A 14329-nucleotide genomic window follows, 5' to 3' on the forward strand; every position below is an offset into this window, starting at 1 on the left:
GGGAACTGTTCGCTGTGAGCGCAGGTCAGTCGTCGGCCTTCGCGGTGTCCTCGGCCTGGGCCCCGGCACCGGTGGACTCGTCGGCCGCCGCGGTCGCGGTCTCCGCCTCGTCCTCCTCGTCGTCGAGGTGCACCGGCTCACCGTTGCTGTCCTTCACGGTGACCGACTCGACCACGGTGGCCAGCGCCTTGCCGCGGCGGACCTCGCCGACCAGCATCTGGACCTGGCCGCCCTCGACGACGGCCTTGGCGAACTGGTCGGGGCCCATGCCCGAGGACTGCGCCCGGCGCATCAGGTGCTCGGTCAGCTCCTCCTGGCTGACGCCGAGCTGCTCCCGCTTGGCGATCTCGTCGAGCACGAACTGGGTGCGGATGCCCTTCTCGGCCTGCTCCTTCAGCTCGTCCTCGAACTCCTCGCGGGTCTTCTCCTGGAGCGAGAGGTAGGCGTCCAGGTCCATCCCGAGCTGGGCCAGCTGGTGGTGCTCCAGGTTGTGCTTGCGGGTCTCGACCTCGTCGGCGAGGAGCTTCTGCGGGATCGGCACCTCGACCAGTTCGAGCAGGGCGTCGAGCACCTTCTCCTGGGCCTCGGTGGCCTGCTGGTACTTCTTCTCCTCGGCCAGGCGCCCGCGGCTGTCGTCGCGCAGCTCGGCCAGGGTGTCGAACTCGCTGGCCAGCTGGGCGAAGTCGTCGTCGAGCTCGGGCAGCTCGCGCGCGGAGACGGACTCGACCCGCACCGTGACCTCGGCCTCGCGGCCGGCGTGGGAGCCGCCCTTCAGCTCGCTGGTGAACGTGGCGGTGGCGCCGGCCTCAAGGCCGGTCACGGCCTCGTCCAGGCCGTCGAGCATGCGGCCGGAACCGATGGTGTAGCTCACACCGGTGGCGACGCCGTCCTCAAGGACCTCGCCGTCGACCCGGGCCTCCAGGTCGATCTTGACCTCGTCGCCGTCCGCCGCGGCACGCTCCACGACGGAGCTGGAGGCGAAGCGCTCGCGCAACCGCTCGACGGCGGAATCCACGTCCTCGTCGGTGACCTCGACGGCGTCGACGGTGACCTCGATGCCGGAGTAGTCGGGGACCTCGATCTCCGGACGGATGTCGACCTCGGCCGTGAAGGTCAGCAGCTCGTTGTCCTTGAGTTCCGTGATGTCGACCTCGGGCTGGCCGAGCGGGCTGATGTCACCCTCGGTGACGGCCTCGCTGTAGAACTTCGGGAGCGCGTCGTTGACCGCTTCCTCCAGCACCGCGCCGCGGCCGAAACGCTGGTCGATGATGCGGGACGGGATCTTGCCCTTCCGGAAGCCCGGCACCTGCACCTGCTGGTTGATCTTCCGGTACGCCGCGTCGAGGCTGGGCTTGAGCTCCTCGAAGGGCACCTCGACAGTGAGCCGAACCCGGGTGGGGTTCAGGGTCTCCACGGCGCTCTTCACGGTCGGTCTCCTTGGGGCTGGCTTGGGACGGTCTGGCGCGAGTCCTGAAGGAGCCCCTTACGCGGACACACGGCAGGCGCGCGGGTTATTCATAGTACGTGGTCGGGGTGGCCGGATTCGAACCGACGGCCTTCCGCTCCCAAAGCGGACGCGCTGCCAAGCTGCGCCACACCCCGCGGAGGCTCCTGACGCGACACGTAGCGTACATGGCCGCACGCGGTGGGGTTCCACCGGCCGCAGGGAGTGCGGCCGGGGCGGCCCCGCCGGCCGTCCCGGGCCCCGGCCGCCGCGGGCACAGGGGGGCACTGCTACGATGCACACCGTCGCGGGCGTAGCTCAATGGTAGAGCCCTGGTCTTCCAAACCAGCTACGCGGGTTCGATTCCCGTCGCCCGCTCCGGTCGAAGGCCCGGCACCTCCACGGGGGCGCCGGGCCTTCGTGCGACGCCATGTCAGTCGTTGATGGAGTTGTCGACGTTGTCGACGGCGTCCGTGACCCCGTTGAGGAAGTCCTCTATGGGGTCGGCGGCGCCGGTGGAGGCGAGCGAGAAGCCGAAGAGGATCGCCACGATGGCCGGTCCCCACTTGATCACCCCGCCGCGGATCATGAAGAACATGATCACGCCGAACAGCAGGGCCAGAGAGAACGAGATAACCACAACTGATCACACCTTCGGAAGGTTCGCCTCTGCTCCGTCAGGGGCTTGACCACGGCCGCCGCACCCCCGCAGGCACCATCGTGCCATCAACAGGAGGCCGCGTGGAGGGCGATGACGCAGCGTCCGGTCCACCCCCGAGGTCCCTCACCATCCTGCGTACCGAGGTAGCCCGTTACCGTGCCGTTAGCTCCGAGGGCCATTTCCGCCGGTAATTCCGGGCCTTCCGCCGGGGCCCCGCCCGCGCCCCCGCCTCCGCCGGGAATCGCCTCCCCGGCGCGGAAGTCGCGCGGCGGCGCGCGGGCCCACCCGGACGCGGCAGCCGCGGACAGGGCGCCGATTCGCCCCTTTCGACCGGGGCGAAGGCATAGGAAACGGACGCCCGTTCCCGTCGCACACGCACGTGGAAATCCGCACTCCGGATCTCGACACCTTCCGCGCACCGCGATCACATCGCCGTTCCCCGCATTTCGGGGACGTCATTTACGGAACGCTTCCGGCCCGCTATCGTGCGGACGATGTTGCACGTCCGTAATCAACGAGCCTCTTCGCCCACCGCTCGGGCCGAAGCGGCTGATCCCCCACCGGCAGTCACGGACGCCACGGCACGGGTGAAGCCGCGCGACCCCTTCTTCGACAACGCGAAGTACCTGGCGATCCTCCTGGTCGCCATCGGTCACGCCTGGACGCCGCTGCGGGAGGACTCCCGCGCCGCCTCCTCGCTCTACCTCCTCGTCTACACCTTCCACATGCCGGCGTTCATCCTCATCGCCGGCTACTTCTCGCGCACCTGGGCCGGCCGGCCCGACCAGCTCAAGCGGCTGATCACCGGCGTCGCCGTGCCCTATCTGGTGTTCGAAGTCGCCTATGTCCTCTTCAAGCGCTGGGCGACCGACCAGCCCGGGTCCCCGTTCAGCCTGCTCCAGCCCTACTACGTCACGTGGTTCCTCGTCGCCCTCTTCGTCTGGCGGCTGACCGCGCCCGTCTGGCGGCTCGTCAAGTGGCCGGTCCCGCTGTCGCTCGCCATCGCGGCCCTGGCGTCCGTCACCCCCTCCATCGGTGACGACCTCAACCTCCAGCGGGTGTTCCAGTTCCTGCCGTTCTTCGTCATCGGCATGCACCTGCGCGCGGAGCACTTCACGTGGGTGCGCGACCGGCGCGTCCGGCTGCTCGCCGCGCCCGCGTTCCTCTCGGCGCTCGCCGTCGCCTGGTGGGCCGTGCCGCGCATGGAGCACAGCTGGTTCTACCGCACCCACAGCGCGCAGGAGTTGGGTGCCGAGTGGTGGGTGGGCGCGGTGATGACGCTCGCGCTCTTCGGCTGCGGGCTGCTGCTGACCGCCTGCTTCCTCTCGCTCGTGCCCGCGCGCCGGGTGTGGTTCACCGCGCTCGGCGCGGGCACGCTCTACGGCTACCTGCTGCACGGCTTCGTCGCCAAGGCGTCGCGCTGGTGGGACTGGTACGCGGCGGACTGGGTGCACACGGCCGCCGGCCAGGTGGTGGTGACGGCCATCGGCGCAGCGGTCGTCACGGTGCTGTGCACGGCGCCGGTGCGGAGGCTCTTCCGCCCGCTGGCGGAGCCGAGGATGGACTGGGCGTTCCGCGGCACCGAGCAGCCGCCCCGGCGCCCCCACCGCCCGGCCGCGAAGGGCGGCTGACCCCGGCTACACCTCGACGCCGTGCCTGGCCAGGTAGGCCACCGGGTCCACGTCCGTGCCGTACGCGCGGTCGGCCCGCACCTCGAAGTGCAGGTGCGGCCCCGTGCTGCGGCCGGTGTTGCCCGAATCGCCGATGACCTTCCCGCCGTCGACCTCCTGGCCGCGGCGCACCTCGATGCGCGACAGGTGCGCGTACAGCGTGTAGTAGCCGTCCGCCATCTCGATGACCACGGCGTTGCCGTAGTCGCCCGAGCGTTCCGCGAGCACCACCGTGCCGGGGCCGACCGATTTCACCGGCGTGCCCACGGGCGTCGCCCAGTCGATGCCGGTGTGGTATCCGGCCGCCCAGCCCCCCGGGGTGCCGTAGGAGGCGGAGACCGGGTGGCCGCTGACCGGCGCCGTCCACGTCTCCTCGGCGTACGCGGGCCACGCCGGGCGGGTCTCCCGGTGTTCGGTGAACGGCGCGAACGGCAGGAACGGGATGTCGTAGAGGCCGGTTGCGGACCCGGGGCCGCCGGGGATCGCCGGCAGGCCGAGTGCCGCGGGCAGGGCCGGGGGGCCGGCGGTGAACGGCCAGAAACCGGCGGCCTCCTCCGTGCTCGCGGGCGTCCCGCTCTCGTGGCCGACCGCGGGGACCGTCCACGGGCCCGTTATCACCAGCGTGCCGAGCAGGGTGCAGCCGATGGCGCGGCGGGTGAGGCGGCGCGGTGCGGAGGACTGACACCACGTCATCGCCCGGCCGGTGGTCGCGGGGCTCGTGGGGGCGGTGTTTCGCGTGTGGTTCATGTCACCGACCCAAGAACACCCGGGGCCGGCACGCATCCGCCCGCGGGCCCCCGGCGCCTCCGATCGGCCGACACCGCGCCCGTCGCGACGAGCGCGGCGGCCCGGGCCATCGGCGCAGCTCACAGCGGCCTGCCGCGTACCGGTTGGCGGCCCGCGGCATTCCGCCCCGCCGGGTGATCACCCCGGGGTGGCCTCACTCGCGGCTGATCAGCAGCAGTGCCCGGTCGTCGTTCACGTCCTTGGCGACCGCCTCGATCAGGTGCCAGGCGGCGCCCCTGAACCCGGTGGTGACGTAGCGGTCGGCCTCTCCGGTGAGCCGGTCGATGCCCTCGGAGAGATCGCGGTCGGAACGCTCGACGAGGCCGTCGGTGAACAGCATCAGCACGTCTCCGCGCCGCAGCGTGCCCTTGGCCGGGAAGAACTCGGCGCCGTCGTAGACGCCGAGCAGCGGCCCCTCGCCCGCTATCTGGTGCCAGCATCCCGTGCCCGCGTTGAGCTGGACGCCGGGCAGGTGTCCCGCGGACAGCAACTCGAAGTCGCCGGTGTCGAGGTCGAGCACCAGGTGCACGGAGGTGGCGAAGCCCTCGTCCCAGTCCTGGCGCAGCAGGTAGCCGTTGGCCGCGGGCAGGAAGGAGTGCGGCGGGAGGGAGCCGAGCAGCCCGCCGAACGCGCCCGAGAGCAGCAGTGAACGGGACGCCGCGTCCATGCCCTTGCCCGAGACGTCGGTCAGCACGACTTCGAGGGTGCGGCCCTCCGGTCCGGTGCGGGCCGCGACGACGAAGTCGCCGGAGAACGACTGGCCGCCGGCCGGGCGCAGCGACATCTCCTGGTGCCAGCCGCGCGGCAGGGAGGGCAGGGCGCTCTGCGCCCTGATGCGCTCGCGCAGGTCGAACAGCATGGTGCCGCCGCGGCGCCAGGGGACGCCGACGCGGCTGCGGAACTGCGCGATGAGCAGCCCGATCAGCGCGACGCCCGCGACGACGAGGATGCTGCCCGGGGTGACCGGGTCGGGCGCGGAGCGGCGGGCGTCGATGAGGGCCGTCTCCAGGACGAGGGCGGTCGCGGTGACGGCGTAGAGACCGAGGAGGCTGGCCGGGCGCAGCAGCAGGCCGCCGGCGACCAGGGGCAGGACGAGTGCCTCGGGCGGGCACCACTCGGGCCAGACCACGGTCGCGCCGGCCAGCAGGGGGACGGTGAGGAGGAGGGCCGCGAACGCGATCCAGTCCGAGCCGTCGCCGCGGAAGTAGTCCACCGCGGAACGGCGCATGCCGGTGCGCAGGCGGTGCGCTGCCTTGTGGGCCCGGCGCCGCCTGGCCCGGGCGGGGGTCTTGTCACTGCCGCGCGCCATGACCTCGGACCCTACCCACCCGTTCGGCGGCGCGTCGAACCCTTGCCACGGTCTGTATCCGCTTCGGGCCACCTCGGGAGGGGTAATTGTGTCGCTTCGCGGCGGACACGTTGATAAGCATGACCATATAAGCAATGAGCTGCGGGTCCTTACTGAGCCCGATTGGAAGGCCTGGTTGGACGCGCTGGAGTGGGCGTTCGGCGGGCTGCACGACGCGCCGGAGGAGCAACAGCTGTGGCGCGATCTGCTCGACTTCGACCGGTCGTTCGGCCTGTGGGACGGCGACCGGCCGGTGGGCACGTTCGGCACGCTGGCGATGGAAGTAACAGTGCCGGGCGGCGCGGCGCTGCCCGCCGCCGGCGTGACCACGGTGAGCGTCGCGGCCACGCACCGGCGCCGCGGGGTGCTCCGTTCGATGATGCGCCGGGCGCTGGACACCTACCGGGAGTCGGGTGAGCCGCTGGCCATCCTGACCGCGTCCGAGCCGGCGATCTACGGGCGCTTCGGGTTCGGCGCCGCGACGCAGTCGCTCGCCGCCGACATCGAGATCCACCGGGTCGGGCTCGACCTGCCGGCGGGCGCGGACGACATCGCGCTGTCCGTGGCCGAGCCGGCCGCGGCGGCCGGGCGCTGCGAGGAGCTGTACGCGCGCCTGGCCAGGACGCGGCCCGGCATGTTCCCCCGGCAGCCGGGGTGGGAGCGGCTGCCGCTGCTCGACCCGCCGCAGGACCGGGCCGGTGCCTCCGAGCAGCGGTACGTGCTGGCGGAGCGGGACGGTGAACTGGCCGGCTACGCGCGGTACGCGCTGAAACCGGAGTGGGAGGCCGCGGGCGCCAAGGGCACGGTGATCGTGCGGGACTTGGAGGCGGCGGACCCGGCCGCCTACGGGGCGCTGCTCCGCTACCTGTCGGGCATCGACCTGATGAGCACCCTGTCGCTCGGCAACCGCCCGGTGGACGACGCGTTCCTCCACATGGTCTCCGACGTGCGGCGCGCGCGGACGCGCGTGCAGGACCGGCTCTATCTGCGCCCGATGGACGTGGGCGCGGCGCTCTCGGGGCGCACCTATGCCACGGATGTGGATGTGGTGCTCGATGTGTCCGACGCGTCCTGCCCGTGGAACGAGGGCCGCTGGCGGCTGTCCGGCGGCCCGAAGGGCGCGGTGTGCGAACCGACGTCGGACGCCGCCGACCTGGCGCTCCCGGTGGCCGCGCTCGGCGCGGCCTACCTGGGCGGCACGTCGCTCGCCGCGCTCGCCACCGCCGGCCGGGTCGAGGAACTGCGGCCCGGCGCGCTGGCGCGCGCCGCGACCGCGTTCACCAGTCCGCTCGCGCCCTGGATGCCCCACGGCTTCTGACACGATGAGCCTCCCCCGGTGTCGTGAGGCCGATGCTACGGCCCGGCACCGACAGCCGGGACCCCTCGGCGGCGCCCCCGGCGTGAGCCGGGGCGCGTCAGCCGGCGGCTCGCGCGGCCCGGGCGGCGTGCGCCCGCGCGGGCGCCGGCGGGTGGGGCTGGCAGCCCTGGCACCAGAACAGGTTGCGGGCGGCCAGCTCCGCGGCGCGGACCTCGCCGCCGCACACGTGGCAGTCCGCGCCCGCGCGGCGGTAGACGTACACCTCGCCGCCGTGGTCGTCCCGGCGCGGCGGGCGGCCCATCGCCTCGGGCGTGTGCTCGGGCCGCACGGTGTCGATGCGGCCGGTGCGCACGCCCTCGCGCATGAGGGCGACGAGGTCGGCCCAGATCCCGTCCCACTCCGCGCGGCTGAGGTCGCGGCCCGGCCGGTAGGGGCCGATGCCGCGCCGGAACAGCACCTCGGCGCGGTAGATGTTGCCAGGACCCGCCACGACGCTCTGGTCCATCAGCAGCGCGGCGATGGGGCTGCGGGCGGTGCTGACGCGGCGCCAGGCGCGTTCCGGGTCGGCGTCCTCGCGCAGCGGGTCGGGGCCGAGGCGGTCCCGCACGGCCTCCTTCTCCGCGTCCCCGACGAGCGCGCACGTGGCGGGCCCGCGCAGGTCCGCGTGGCCGCCGGGACCGGCCAGCCGCAGCCTGACCTGGCCGACGGGCGGGGGCGCCGGGCCGTCGCCGAAGGCGACCTTGCCGTACAGACCGAGGTGGATGTGCACCCAGCCGACCGCGCCGAAGCCGAGGAACAGGTGCTTGCCGTGCGCCTCGGACGCGGTCATCGGCTGCCCGTCGAGCAGCGCCGCCGAGGCCGCGAACTTCCCCTGCGGGCTCAGCGCCCGCACCGGCCGGCCGCCGAACGTACGGCCGTACGCGGCGGCGAGCCGGTGGACGGTGTGACCCTCGGGCACGGGCCGCCCCTCAGCCCTGGCCGGGCAGCGGCGGCAGGGTGCCGTCCGCCTCGTAGGCGGTGAGCATGCCGATGCGGCGGCTGTGCCGTTCCTCGCCGGAGTACGGGGTGGCCAGGAACACGGCGACGAACGAGGCGGCCTCGTCCGCGGTGTGCATGCGGGCGCCGACGCTCAGCACGTTGGCGTCGTTGTGCTCGCGGCCCAGGCGCGCGGTCTCCTCGCTCCAGGCGAGGGCGCAGCGCACTCCGGCGACCTTGTTGGCCGCGATGGCCTCGCCGTTGCCGGAACCGCCGATGACGATGCCGAGCGCCTCGGGGTCGGCGGCGGTGCGCTCGGCGGCGCGCAGGCAGAACGGCGGGTAGTCGTCCTGGGCGTCGAACTGGTGCGGCCCGCAGTCGACCGGGTCGTGTCCGTGGCCGGTCAGCCACTCGATGAGGTGAGTCTTGAGTTCGTAGCCGGCGTGGTCGGAGCCGAGGTAGACACGCATGGGGAGGAGTGTGGCACGGCCGGGCGGGCGCCCGGGAGCCGGTCCCCGCTCCGCGGCCCCGCCCGCCGCGGCCCCGCGGTCAGTCCCGTTCGCCGTTCCGGTCGCCGAGCAGGTACCAGGCGCCGGGCAGCGCGGCCATGGCCAGGCCCGCCTTGAGCACGTCGCCGATGAGGAACGGCACCAGGCCGGCGGCCACCGCGTCGGCCGCCGACATGCCGGTGGCCAGTGCGAGGTAGGGCACGCCGATCGCGTAGGTGACGGCCATGCCCACGGCCATGGTGCCCGCGGTGCGCGGGCCGGTGCGGTCGCCGCCGCGGCGGGCCAGCGCGCCCACGGCGACGGCGGCGGCGCCCATGCCGATGACGTAGCCGAACGACGGCATGCCCACGCCCGAGGTGCCCTCGGAGAACCACGGCACGCCGGCCATGCCGGCCAGCGCGTAGAGGAGGAGGGAGAGGAAGGCGCGGCCGGGCCCGAACGAGGCGCCGATGAGCAGCGCGGCGAACGTCTGCCCCGTGACGGGCACCGGCGATCCCGGTACGGGCACGGCCAGTTGGGCCGCGGCGCCGGTGAGCGCGGCACCGCCGACGACGAGGGCCACGTCGCGGGCCCTGGCCCGGGGCGCGGTGGTGGCCGGCAGCAGGTCGGCGAGGACGGCGGTGCTCATGGGGCAACTCCTTCGGGGACGGGCGGGCCTGTGGACGAGTCAACCTGTCGACCCTAGCCGAACGGGCGTACGCGCTCGGCGTGACCTTCGCGACACCCCAGCGCGCCCGGCGGAACGCTGGTAGCGTGTTCTTGCAAGTCATATGCAATAAGCGTCGACAAGCACTTAGTGGAGATGGGCAACGGCATGGCCACGTACACCCTCCCCGACCTCCCCTACGACTACTCCGCGCTGGAGCCGGTCATCAGCGGCGAGATCATCGAGCTGCACCACGACAAGCACCACGCCGGCTACGTCAAGGGCGCCAACGACACCCTTGAGCAGCTCGCGGAGGCCAGGGAGAAGGACCAGTGGGCGGCGATCAACGGCCTGGAGAAGAACCTCGCGTTCCACCTCTCGGGCCACATCCTGCACTCCATCTACTGGCACAACATGACCGGTGACGGCGGCGGCGAGCCCCTGGAACGCGACGGCACGGGCGAGCTGGCGGACGCGATCGCCGAGTCGTTCGGCTCGTTCGCCCGCTTCAAGGCGCAGCTGTCCAAGGCCGCCGCGACCACGCAGGGCTCGGGATGGGGCGTGCTGGCCTACGAGCCGGTCAGCGGGCGCCTGATCGTCGAGCAGGTCTACGACCACCAGGGGAACGTCGGCCAGGGCTCCGTGCCCGTCCTGGTGTTCGACGCCTGGGAGCACGCCTTCTACCTCCAGTACCGCAACCAGAAGGTCGACTTCGTCGAGGCGATGTGGCGCGTGGTCGACTGGCAGGATGTCGCGGCCCGGTTCACGGCCGCCAGGGAGCGCGCGCACACGCTCCTGCTCGCCCCCTGAGGACCCCCGGCCGCCTGATCGTCTTCTCACTCCCCTTCACCGGGCAGGCGGCCGGCGAGGGCACGGCCCCCGCGCGTGAGGATCGCGCGGGGGCCGCCGTCGTCGCGCCCGCTCCTCCCCTTCGGCCGCCGGCGGCCCGGGCGCGGGGGCGGCAGGGTTCAGCTGGGCGCCCCGGCCGGAGCCAGCTCGGTCAACGCGCGCCCCGTGGCCAAGTCGGCCGGTACCGACACGTGGTCGTGGATCATCAGCCACTCCCCGTCGACGAGGCGGAAGCAGTTCGTCTGGCGCACCCACATGTCGACGGGGCTGCCGCCCATCGTTCCGAAGATGCGCGTGAAGGTGCGGACGAAGGACAGATCTCCGGAGGCGAAGACCTGGAGATCGCGGAACTCCAGCCCGGGAGAGCCCTCGAACGCGCCGAGGAAACCGATCCAGTTCTGGCGCCACAACTCACCGCCGCGGAACTCCAGCGGTGGCATGAGATCGAAGCCGGTGAACCCCTCAGGCGCGTAGAACGCCATCATTCCCTCGACGTCCTTGGCCTCGAAGGTCTTCTTCCACTCCAGCATGCGCCGGCGGACCTGGTCCTCGGGGCGCGCGGTGACGTTCTCGGTGCTCATGCGGTGCTTCCTCATCCCGTTGCTCATGGACGGTGGCGGACTGCCTGACGTCAGCCTCACGCCACGCGGCGCCCCGAACCAGCCCCGGCCCATGCGGGCATGACGAGTACCTGCCTCGACGCGGCCCGCGCCCCACGGTCCTGGCACGCGGGCTCCGGGAAGGCGGAAGCGGTCCCGGGGCCCGCCCACGACGGGCGCATATTCTGGGCACGGCGTGGCCGGCTCCATCCGCGGCCGGCGGCATCGTAGAGAGGGGTGGCTCCTCTGCACGAGCTACTGGACAACCCGCTCGGCGTCTTCCTGCGCTCCCGGCGCGAACGCATGGCCCCCCTCGCGTCCGGCGCCCCCGGCAGGAGCCGCCGGACTCCGGGCCTGCGCCGCTCCGATGTCGCCGCCCGCGCAGGAATCAGCGTCGAGTGGTACACGCGGATCGAACAGGGCCGAGGAGGCCGGCCCTCCCCGCAGGTACTCGACGCCGTCGCGGCAGCGCTCGACCTCATCCCCGAGGAACGCGAACACCTCTTCCTGCTCGCGTACGGGCGCCCGCGGGAGTCCCCCGCGGTGATCGAACCGGAGCGGCAGGCGCGCCTTGAGCGGCTCGTCGCGGGATTCCCCGCGAGTCCCGCCTACATCAAGACGGTGAGCTGGGACGTCATCGCCTGGAACGATGCGGCGCGGGCGCTGCTCACCGACTACCCGGCGCTTCCCCCGGAGGAACGCAACGTCCTGCGGCTGCTGTTCACGGACCCCGGCTCCCGCACACGGCTCGGGGACTGGGCGCGCGAGGCGAGACGCGCCGTCGCGACGTTCCGCCTGGAACTGGCGCGGTGGCAGGGATACGCGCCGCGGGCGGCAGCGCTGATCGAGGAACTGCACGAGGCCAGCCCCGACTTCGCCGCGATGTGGGACTCGAACGATGTCGGCACGCTCGGCAACGGCGTCAAGCACCTCGTCGACACTCCCGTGGGAAGGATCGCCCTGCACTACGAGTCCTGCTCCATCGACGACTCGCGCGGCCTTGGGCTCGTCCTCTACACCCCCGAACGGGAGCAGGACGCGGAAAGGATCCGCGTGCTGACACGTGCACGCACGGGCCCACCCCGCGGGCCGACCGGCCGCGTCGCGGACGTCACTGGGCGAACGGGTCGCCGAGGACGCCGGCGAGCCGGATGAGCCCCCGTTCGCCGCGGTCGGTCGCAGCGGCGTAGACGGTCCAGGTCCAGCCGCGTTCCGCCGCGTACTCCCGCGCCCAGTCCAAAAGTTCTCCGATGTCGGTCTCGTCCAGGATCTCGTACTCGTGCGACGCGACCGCGGGAACATCCCAGAAGGAGACCCGGTAGTCGGCGTGGTCCCGCTCCCAGGTGGTGTCCCTGGGGTCGACAAGGCGCGTCCTCATGCCGACCATGGTGGCCCGGTTCCGGGCCGGCTGCCACAGCGCGTCCGGCGGGCTCTCCGGCGCTTCGCGCAGGGCGTGTTCGTCCGTGGTCAGGACTCCAGGACCGGGGGAAGGTAGACCTCGTAGCCGATGACCGAGGGAATCGGAACGTCGAGTTCGCCCGCGCTCTCCGTCAGGGTGTCCTCCTGCCCGAGTACGTCGCCGGTGGCCGGGTCGATGATGAACGTGTAGCGCGTGGGCAGGCCGCTGCTGGAGGACACGGCGGAGAACGCCTGCCCGTCGCGGCCGGCCCGGTCGGTCACCTCGCCGTCGTACTCCAGCCCCTCTGTGCCGGCGAGCATCCGCAGGAAGGCGGCACGCTGGTCGGGACCGAGGGCCTGCTGCGTGACCAGGTCATGGGCCGCCGCCTGGAGCGCCATGATGTCGCCGGTGGGCCGGCCGTGGGCGGCCTCCAACCAGGCAGCGAACGCCTCGTCACCGGCCGGGGCGGGCTGCGCGTAGGCGCTCGGTGCGTCGGTGAAAGTCTCCGCACCTTCCGGTGTCTCCTGGATCTGAGTGAGGGAGCCATCGGGGTGCCATTCGTTGCGGACATCCGTGGCCACGACCTCCGATGTCACCGATCCCGAGGCGACCTGGGTCGACAGCGACCAGACCCGGTACCTGGTCCCGACCGCCTTCCCCGTCGGCTCGGGCAGGGCGGCGGCACGGTCGGCGATCTCGCCCAGCACCTCCGAGGCCGACCGGTCCGCAGCGGCGGAGACATACCGCAGCGGCGGCGGCGTGACCGCGTGTGCCCTCCCGGCATCTCCGCCCGCTTCCGGGAGGAGAACGAGAGCGGCGACGCCGGCGGTGGCGGCCATCCCGGCCGCCACAGCGGGCACCACCCCCACCCGCCGCCCCCGGCGGCCGGCCGTCCCGGGAACCTCGCACGCCGCGACCGTCTCCGGGTCGGCTCGCGCCCGCTCCTCATCCACCACGAGACCGTCCGCCGGGTCAGCCCCCGCCGACAACGCCCTGCCGTCCTCGCTCACGCCCATGTCCGCCCCTCCGAAGCACCGAGCACGTGGCCGCGCCGCACCCCAGCGCCCGCGCCGCCTGCCGGATCGTAAGCCCCTCCCCGCCGAACAGGGCCGGTAACTTCCGATCCGCTGCACCGCACCGACGAGAACGCGCCAAGAACCGAGTGACGGGCAGCCGCCGTCCGCTGCCCGCCCGCAACGCGCTGTGCGGCGCAGCCGACCGCGTCCGCACCTGGCGCACCTGGCGCGTCCGAGGGCACGGCCCCCGCGCGTGAGGATCGCGCGGGGGCCGTCGTCGTCGCGCCCGCCGGGTGGGGCGTCCGCAGGGGTCAGTCGAACTGCGGGCCGACGTCGCGGGTCCGCTTGATCTCGTAGAAGCCGGGCGTGCTCGCGACCAGGAGCGTGCCGTCCCACAGCCGGGCCGCCGCCTCGCCCTTGGGCGCCGGGGTGACCACGGGGCCGAAGAACGCGATCTGCCCGCCGTCCGCGCCGGGCACCGCGATCACGGGCGTGCCGACGTCCTGGCCGACCAGGTCGATGCCCGCCTTGTGCGAGGCGCGCAGCTCCGTGTCGTACCGGTCGGAGTCCGCCGCGTCGGCGAGACCGGCCGGCAGTCCGGCCGCCACCAGCGCCTCGGTGATCGTCTCCCGGTCGTGCTCGCGGCCCTGCGGGTGCATGCGCGTGCCCAGCTCCGTGTAGAGCCGGCCGAGCACCTCGTTGCCGTGCTCCTGCTCGGCGGCGATGCACACCCGCACCGGCCCCCAGCCGGTGCGCATCAGCTCGCGGTAGCGCTCGGGCAGCTCGTCGACGCGCGGTTCGTTGAGCACGGACAGGCTCATCACGTGCCAGCGGACCTCGACGGGCCGCACCTTCTCGACTTCGAGCATCCAGCGGGAGGTCATCCACGCCCAGGGGCACAGGGGGTCGAACCAGAAGTCTGCGGGCGTCTTCTCGGGCATGACGTTCTCCTGTCAGGCGTTCGGTGTGATCAGCGTGCTCTGCGTGCTCGGTACGACACGATCTTCCCGGCCCAACGCGCCGGGCGTTCCCCGCATTCCGCCACGGCATTCCGCCGTGCGCCGGGCCCCGGGCGCGTGACATGCTGGCTCGCGCACGCAATGGGAGTA

General features: G+C 72.8%; 15 protein-coding genes and 2 tRNA genes. 5 read left to right on the forward strand and 12 right to left on the reverse strand.

The window, feature by feature from the left end; translation table 11 throughout:
- Positions 1 to 25 precede the first annotated feature (25 nt).
- Together tig and LC193_RS08975 are read right to left on the reverse strand one after the other, a co-directional pair.
- On the reverse strand, positions 26 to 1426 hold the full coding sequence (gene tig, locus LC193_RS08970) for a trigger factor (RefSeq protein WP_226073142.1): 1401 nt from the start codon (positions 1424 to 1426) through the stop codon (positions 26 to 28).
- 99 nt (positions 1427 to 1525) lie between these two features.
- Positions 1526 to 1602: transfer RNA gene (locus LC193_RS08975), tRNA-Pro, on the reverse strand.
- 149 nt (positions 1603 to 1751) lie between these two features.
- On the opposite strand from LC193_RS08975, the gene LC193_RS08980 reads away from it, so the two are divergent.
- Positions 1752 to 1822: transfer RNA gene (locus LC193_RS08980), tRNA-Gly, on the forward strand.
- A 55-nt stretch (positions 1823 to 1877) separates the two neighbouring features.
- On the opposite strand, the gene LC193_RS08985 is transcribed toward LC193_RS08980, so the two are convergent.
- A complete protein-coding gene (locus LC193_RS08985) occupies positions 1878 to 2084 on the reverse strand; it encodes a hypothetical protein (protein WP_086160519.1) in 207 nt (68 codons plus the stop codon).
- Positions 2085 to 2599: 515 nt separating this feature from the next.
- Between LC193_RS08985 and LC193_RS08990 the strand changes: the two genes are divergently transcribed.
- A complete protein-coding gene (locus tag LC193_RS08990; RefSeq protein ID WP_404819378.1) occupies positions 2600 to 3736 on the forward strand; it encodes an acyltransferase family protein in 1137 nt (378 codons plus the stop codon).
- A gap of 6 nt (positions 3737 to 3742) precedes the next feature.
- Here LC193_RS08990 and LC193_RS08995 read toward each other — a convergent pair whose 3' ends face one another.
- Positions 3743 to 4522, reverse strand: a complete 780-nt coding sequence (locus tag LC193_RS08995; RefSeq protein ID WP_226073144.1) for a M23 family metallopeptidase — start codon at positions 4520 to 4522, stop codon at positions 3743 to 3745.
- Positions 4523 to 4715: 193 nt separating this feature from the next.
- Positions 4716 to 5870: a PP2C family protein-serine/threonine phosphatase gene (locus LC193_RS09000; RefSeq protein ID WP_226073146.1), complete on the reverse strand. Its 1155-nt coding sequence runs from the start codon at positions 5868 to 5870 to the stop codon at positions 4716 to 4718.
- A gap of 127 nt (positions 5871 to 5997) precedes the next feature.
- On the opposite strand from LC193_RS09000, the gene LC193_RS09005 reads away from it, so the two are divergent.
- On the forward strand, positions 5998 to 7227 hold the full coding sequence (locus tag LC193_RS09005) for a GNAT family N-acetyltransferase (protein WP_226078525.1): 1230 nt from the start codon (positions 5998 to 6000) through the stop codon (positions 7225 to 7227).
- Between the two features lie 97 nt (positions 7228 to 7324).
- On the opposite strand, the gene LC193_RS09010 is transcribed toward LC193_RS09005, so the two are convergent.
- From LC193_RS09010 to LC193_RS09020, 3 genes are all read right to left on the reverse strand, one after another.
- Positions 7325 to 8185, reverse strand: a complete 861-nt coding sequence (locus LC193_RS09010; RefSeq protein WP_226073148.1) for an Fpg/Nei family DNA glycosylase — start codon at positions 8183 to 8185, stop codon at positions 7325 to 7327.
- A 10-nt stretch (positions 8186 to 8195) separates the two neighbouring features.
- Positions 8196 to 8672 (reverse strand): ribose-5-phosphate isomerase, encoded by a 477-nt coding sequence (locus LC193_RS09015; RefSeq protein ID WP_086160514.1) that lies wholly within the window; start codon positions 8670 to 8672, stop codon positions 8196 to 8198.
- A gap of 79 nt (positions 8673 to 8751) precedes the next feature.
- Complete coding sequence (locus tag LC193_RS09020) at positions 8752 to 9339, reverse strand: biotin transporter BioY (RefSeq protein ID WP_226073150.1); 588 nt, start codon at positions 9337 to 9339, stop codon at positions 8752 to 8754.
- A 186-nt stretch (positions 9340 to 9525) separates the two neighbouring features.
- Here LC193_RS09020 and LC193_RS09025 point away from each other — a divergent pair, with 186 nt between their 5' ends.
- Complete coding sequence (locus tag LC193_RS09025; RefSeq protein ID WP_226073152.1) at positions 9526 to 10167, forward strand: superoxide dismutase; 642 nt, start codon at positions 9526 to 9528, stop codon at positions 10165 to 10167.
- 158 nt (positions 10168 to 10325) lie between these two features.
- On the opposite strand, the gene LC193_RS09030 is transcribed toward LC193_RS09025, so the two are convergent.
- The gene (locus tag LC193_RS09030) at positions 10326 to 10787 is read right to left on the reverse strand and encodes a YybH family protein (protein ID WP_226073154.1); all 462 of its coding nucleotides are present in this window, start codon (positions 10785 to 10787) and stop codon (positions 10326 to 10328) included.
- Positions 10788 to 11042: 255 nt separating this feature from the next.
- Here LC193_RS09030 and LC193_RS09035 point away from each other — a divergent pair, with 255 nt between their 5' ends.
- Positions 11043 to 11960, forward strand: a complete 918-nt coding sequence (locus tag LC193_RS09035) for a helix-turn-helix transcriptional regulator (RefSeq protein ID WP_226073156.1) — start codon at positions 11043 to 11045, stop codon at positions 11958 to 11960.
- On the opposite strand, the gene LC193_RS09040 is transcribed toward LC193_RS09035, so the two are convergent.
- From LC193_RS09040 to LC193_RS09050, 3 genes are all read right to left on the reverse strand, one after another.
- Positions 11917 to 12183 (reverse strand): hypothetical protein, encoded by a 267-nt coding sequence (locus tag LC193_RS09040; RefSeq protein ID WP_226073158.1) that lies wholly within the window; start codon positions 12181 to 12183, stop codon positions 11917 to 11919. The genes LC193_RS09035 and LC193_RS09040 overlap by 44 nt on opposite strands.
- A gap of 89 nt (positions 12184 to 12272) precedes the next feature.
- Entirely contained in the window at positions 12273 to 13220 is a 948-nt protein-coding gene (locus LC193_RS09045) for a CU044_5270 family protein (protein ID WP_226073160.1), read from the reverse strand.
- Between the two features lie 311 nt (positions 13221 to 13531).
- The gene (locus tag LC193_RS09050; RefSeq protein ID WP_226073162.1) at positions 13532 to 14161 is read right to left on the reverse strand and encodes a mycothiol-dependent nitroreductase Rv2466c family protein; all 630 of its coding nucleotides are present in this window, start codon (positions 14159 to 14161) and stop codon (positions 13532 to 13534) included.
- Between the last annotated feature and the right edge of the window lie 168 nt (positions 14162 to 14329).

The organism is Streptomyces marincola, assembly GCF_020410765.1.
Lineage (GTDB): Bacteria > Actinomycetota > Actinomycetes > Streptomycetales > Streptomycetaceae > Streptomyces > Streptomyces marincola.

What these genes read in the sequence shown, in the direction of transcription:
- LC193_RS09015 (WP_086160514.1), bottom strand. Translation starts at nt 8,672, where the DNA reads ATGCGTGTCTACCTCGGCTCCGACCACGCCGGCTACGAACTCAAGACT.
- LC193_RS09030 (WP_226073154.1), bottom strand. Translation starts at nt 10,787, where the DNA reads ATGAGCACCGAGAACGTCACCGCGCGCCCCGAGGACCAGGTCCGCCGG.
- LC193_RS09020 (WP_226073150.1), bottom strand. Translation starts at nt 9,339, where the DNA reads ATGAGCACCGCCGTCCTCGCCGACCTGCTGCCGGCCACCACCGCGCCC.
- LC193_RS09025 (WP_226073152.1), top strand. Translation starts at nt 9,526, where the DNA reads ATGGCCACGTACACCCTCCCCGACCTCCCCTACGACTACTCCGCGCTG.
- LC193_RS08995 (WP_226073144.1), bottom strand. Translation starts at nt 4,522, where the DNA reads ATGAACCACACGCGAAACACCGCCCCCACGAGCCCCGCGACCACCGGC.
- LC193_RS09000 (WP_226073146.1), bottom strand. Translation starts at nt 5,870, where the DNA reads ATGGCGCGCGGCAGTGACAAGACCCCCGCCCGGGCCAGGCGGCGCCGG.
- LC193_RS09040 (WP_226073158.1), bottom strand. Translation starts at nt 12,183, where the DNA reads ATGAGGACGCGCCTTGTCGACCCCAGGGACACCACCTGGGAGCGGGAC.
- LC193_RS08990 (WP_404819378.1), top strand. Translation starts at nt 2,600, where the DNA reads ATGTTGCACGTCCGTAATCAACGAGCCTCTTCGCCCACCGCTCGGGCC.
- LC193_RS09050 (WP_226073162.1), bottom strand. Translation starts at nt 14,161, where the DNA reads ATGCCCGAGAAGACGCCCGCAGACTTCTGGTTCGACCCCCTGTGCCCC.
- LC193_RS09045 (WP_226073160.1), bottom strand. Translation starts at nt 13,220, where the DNA reads ATGGGCGTGAGCGAGGACGGCAGGGCGTTGTCGGCGGGGGCTGACCCG.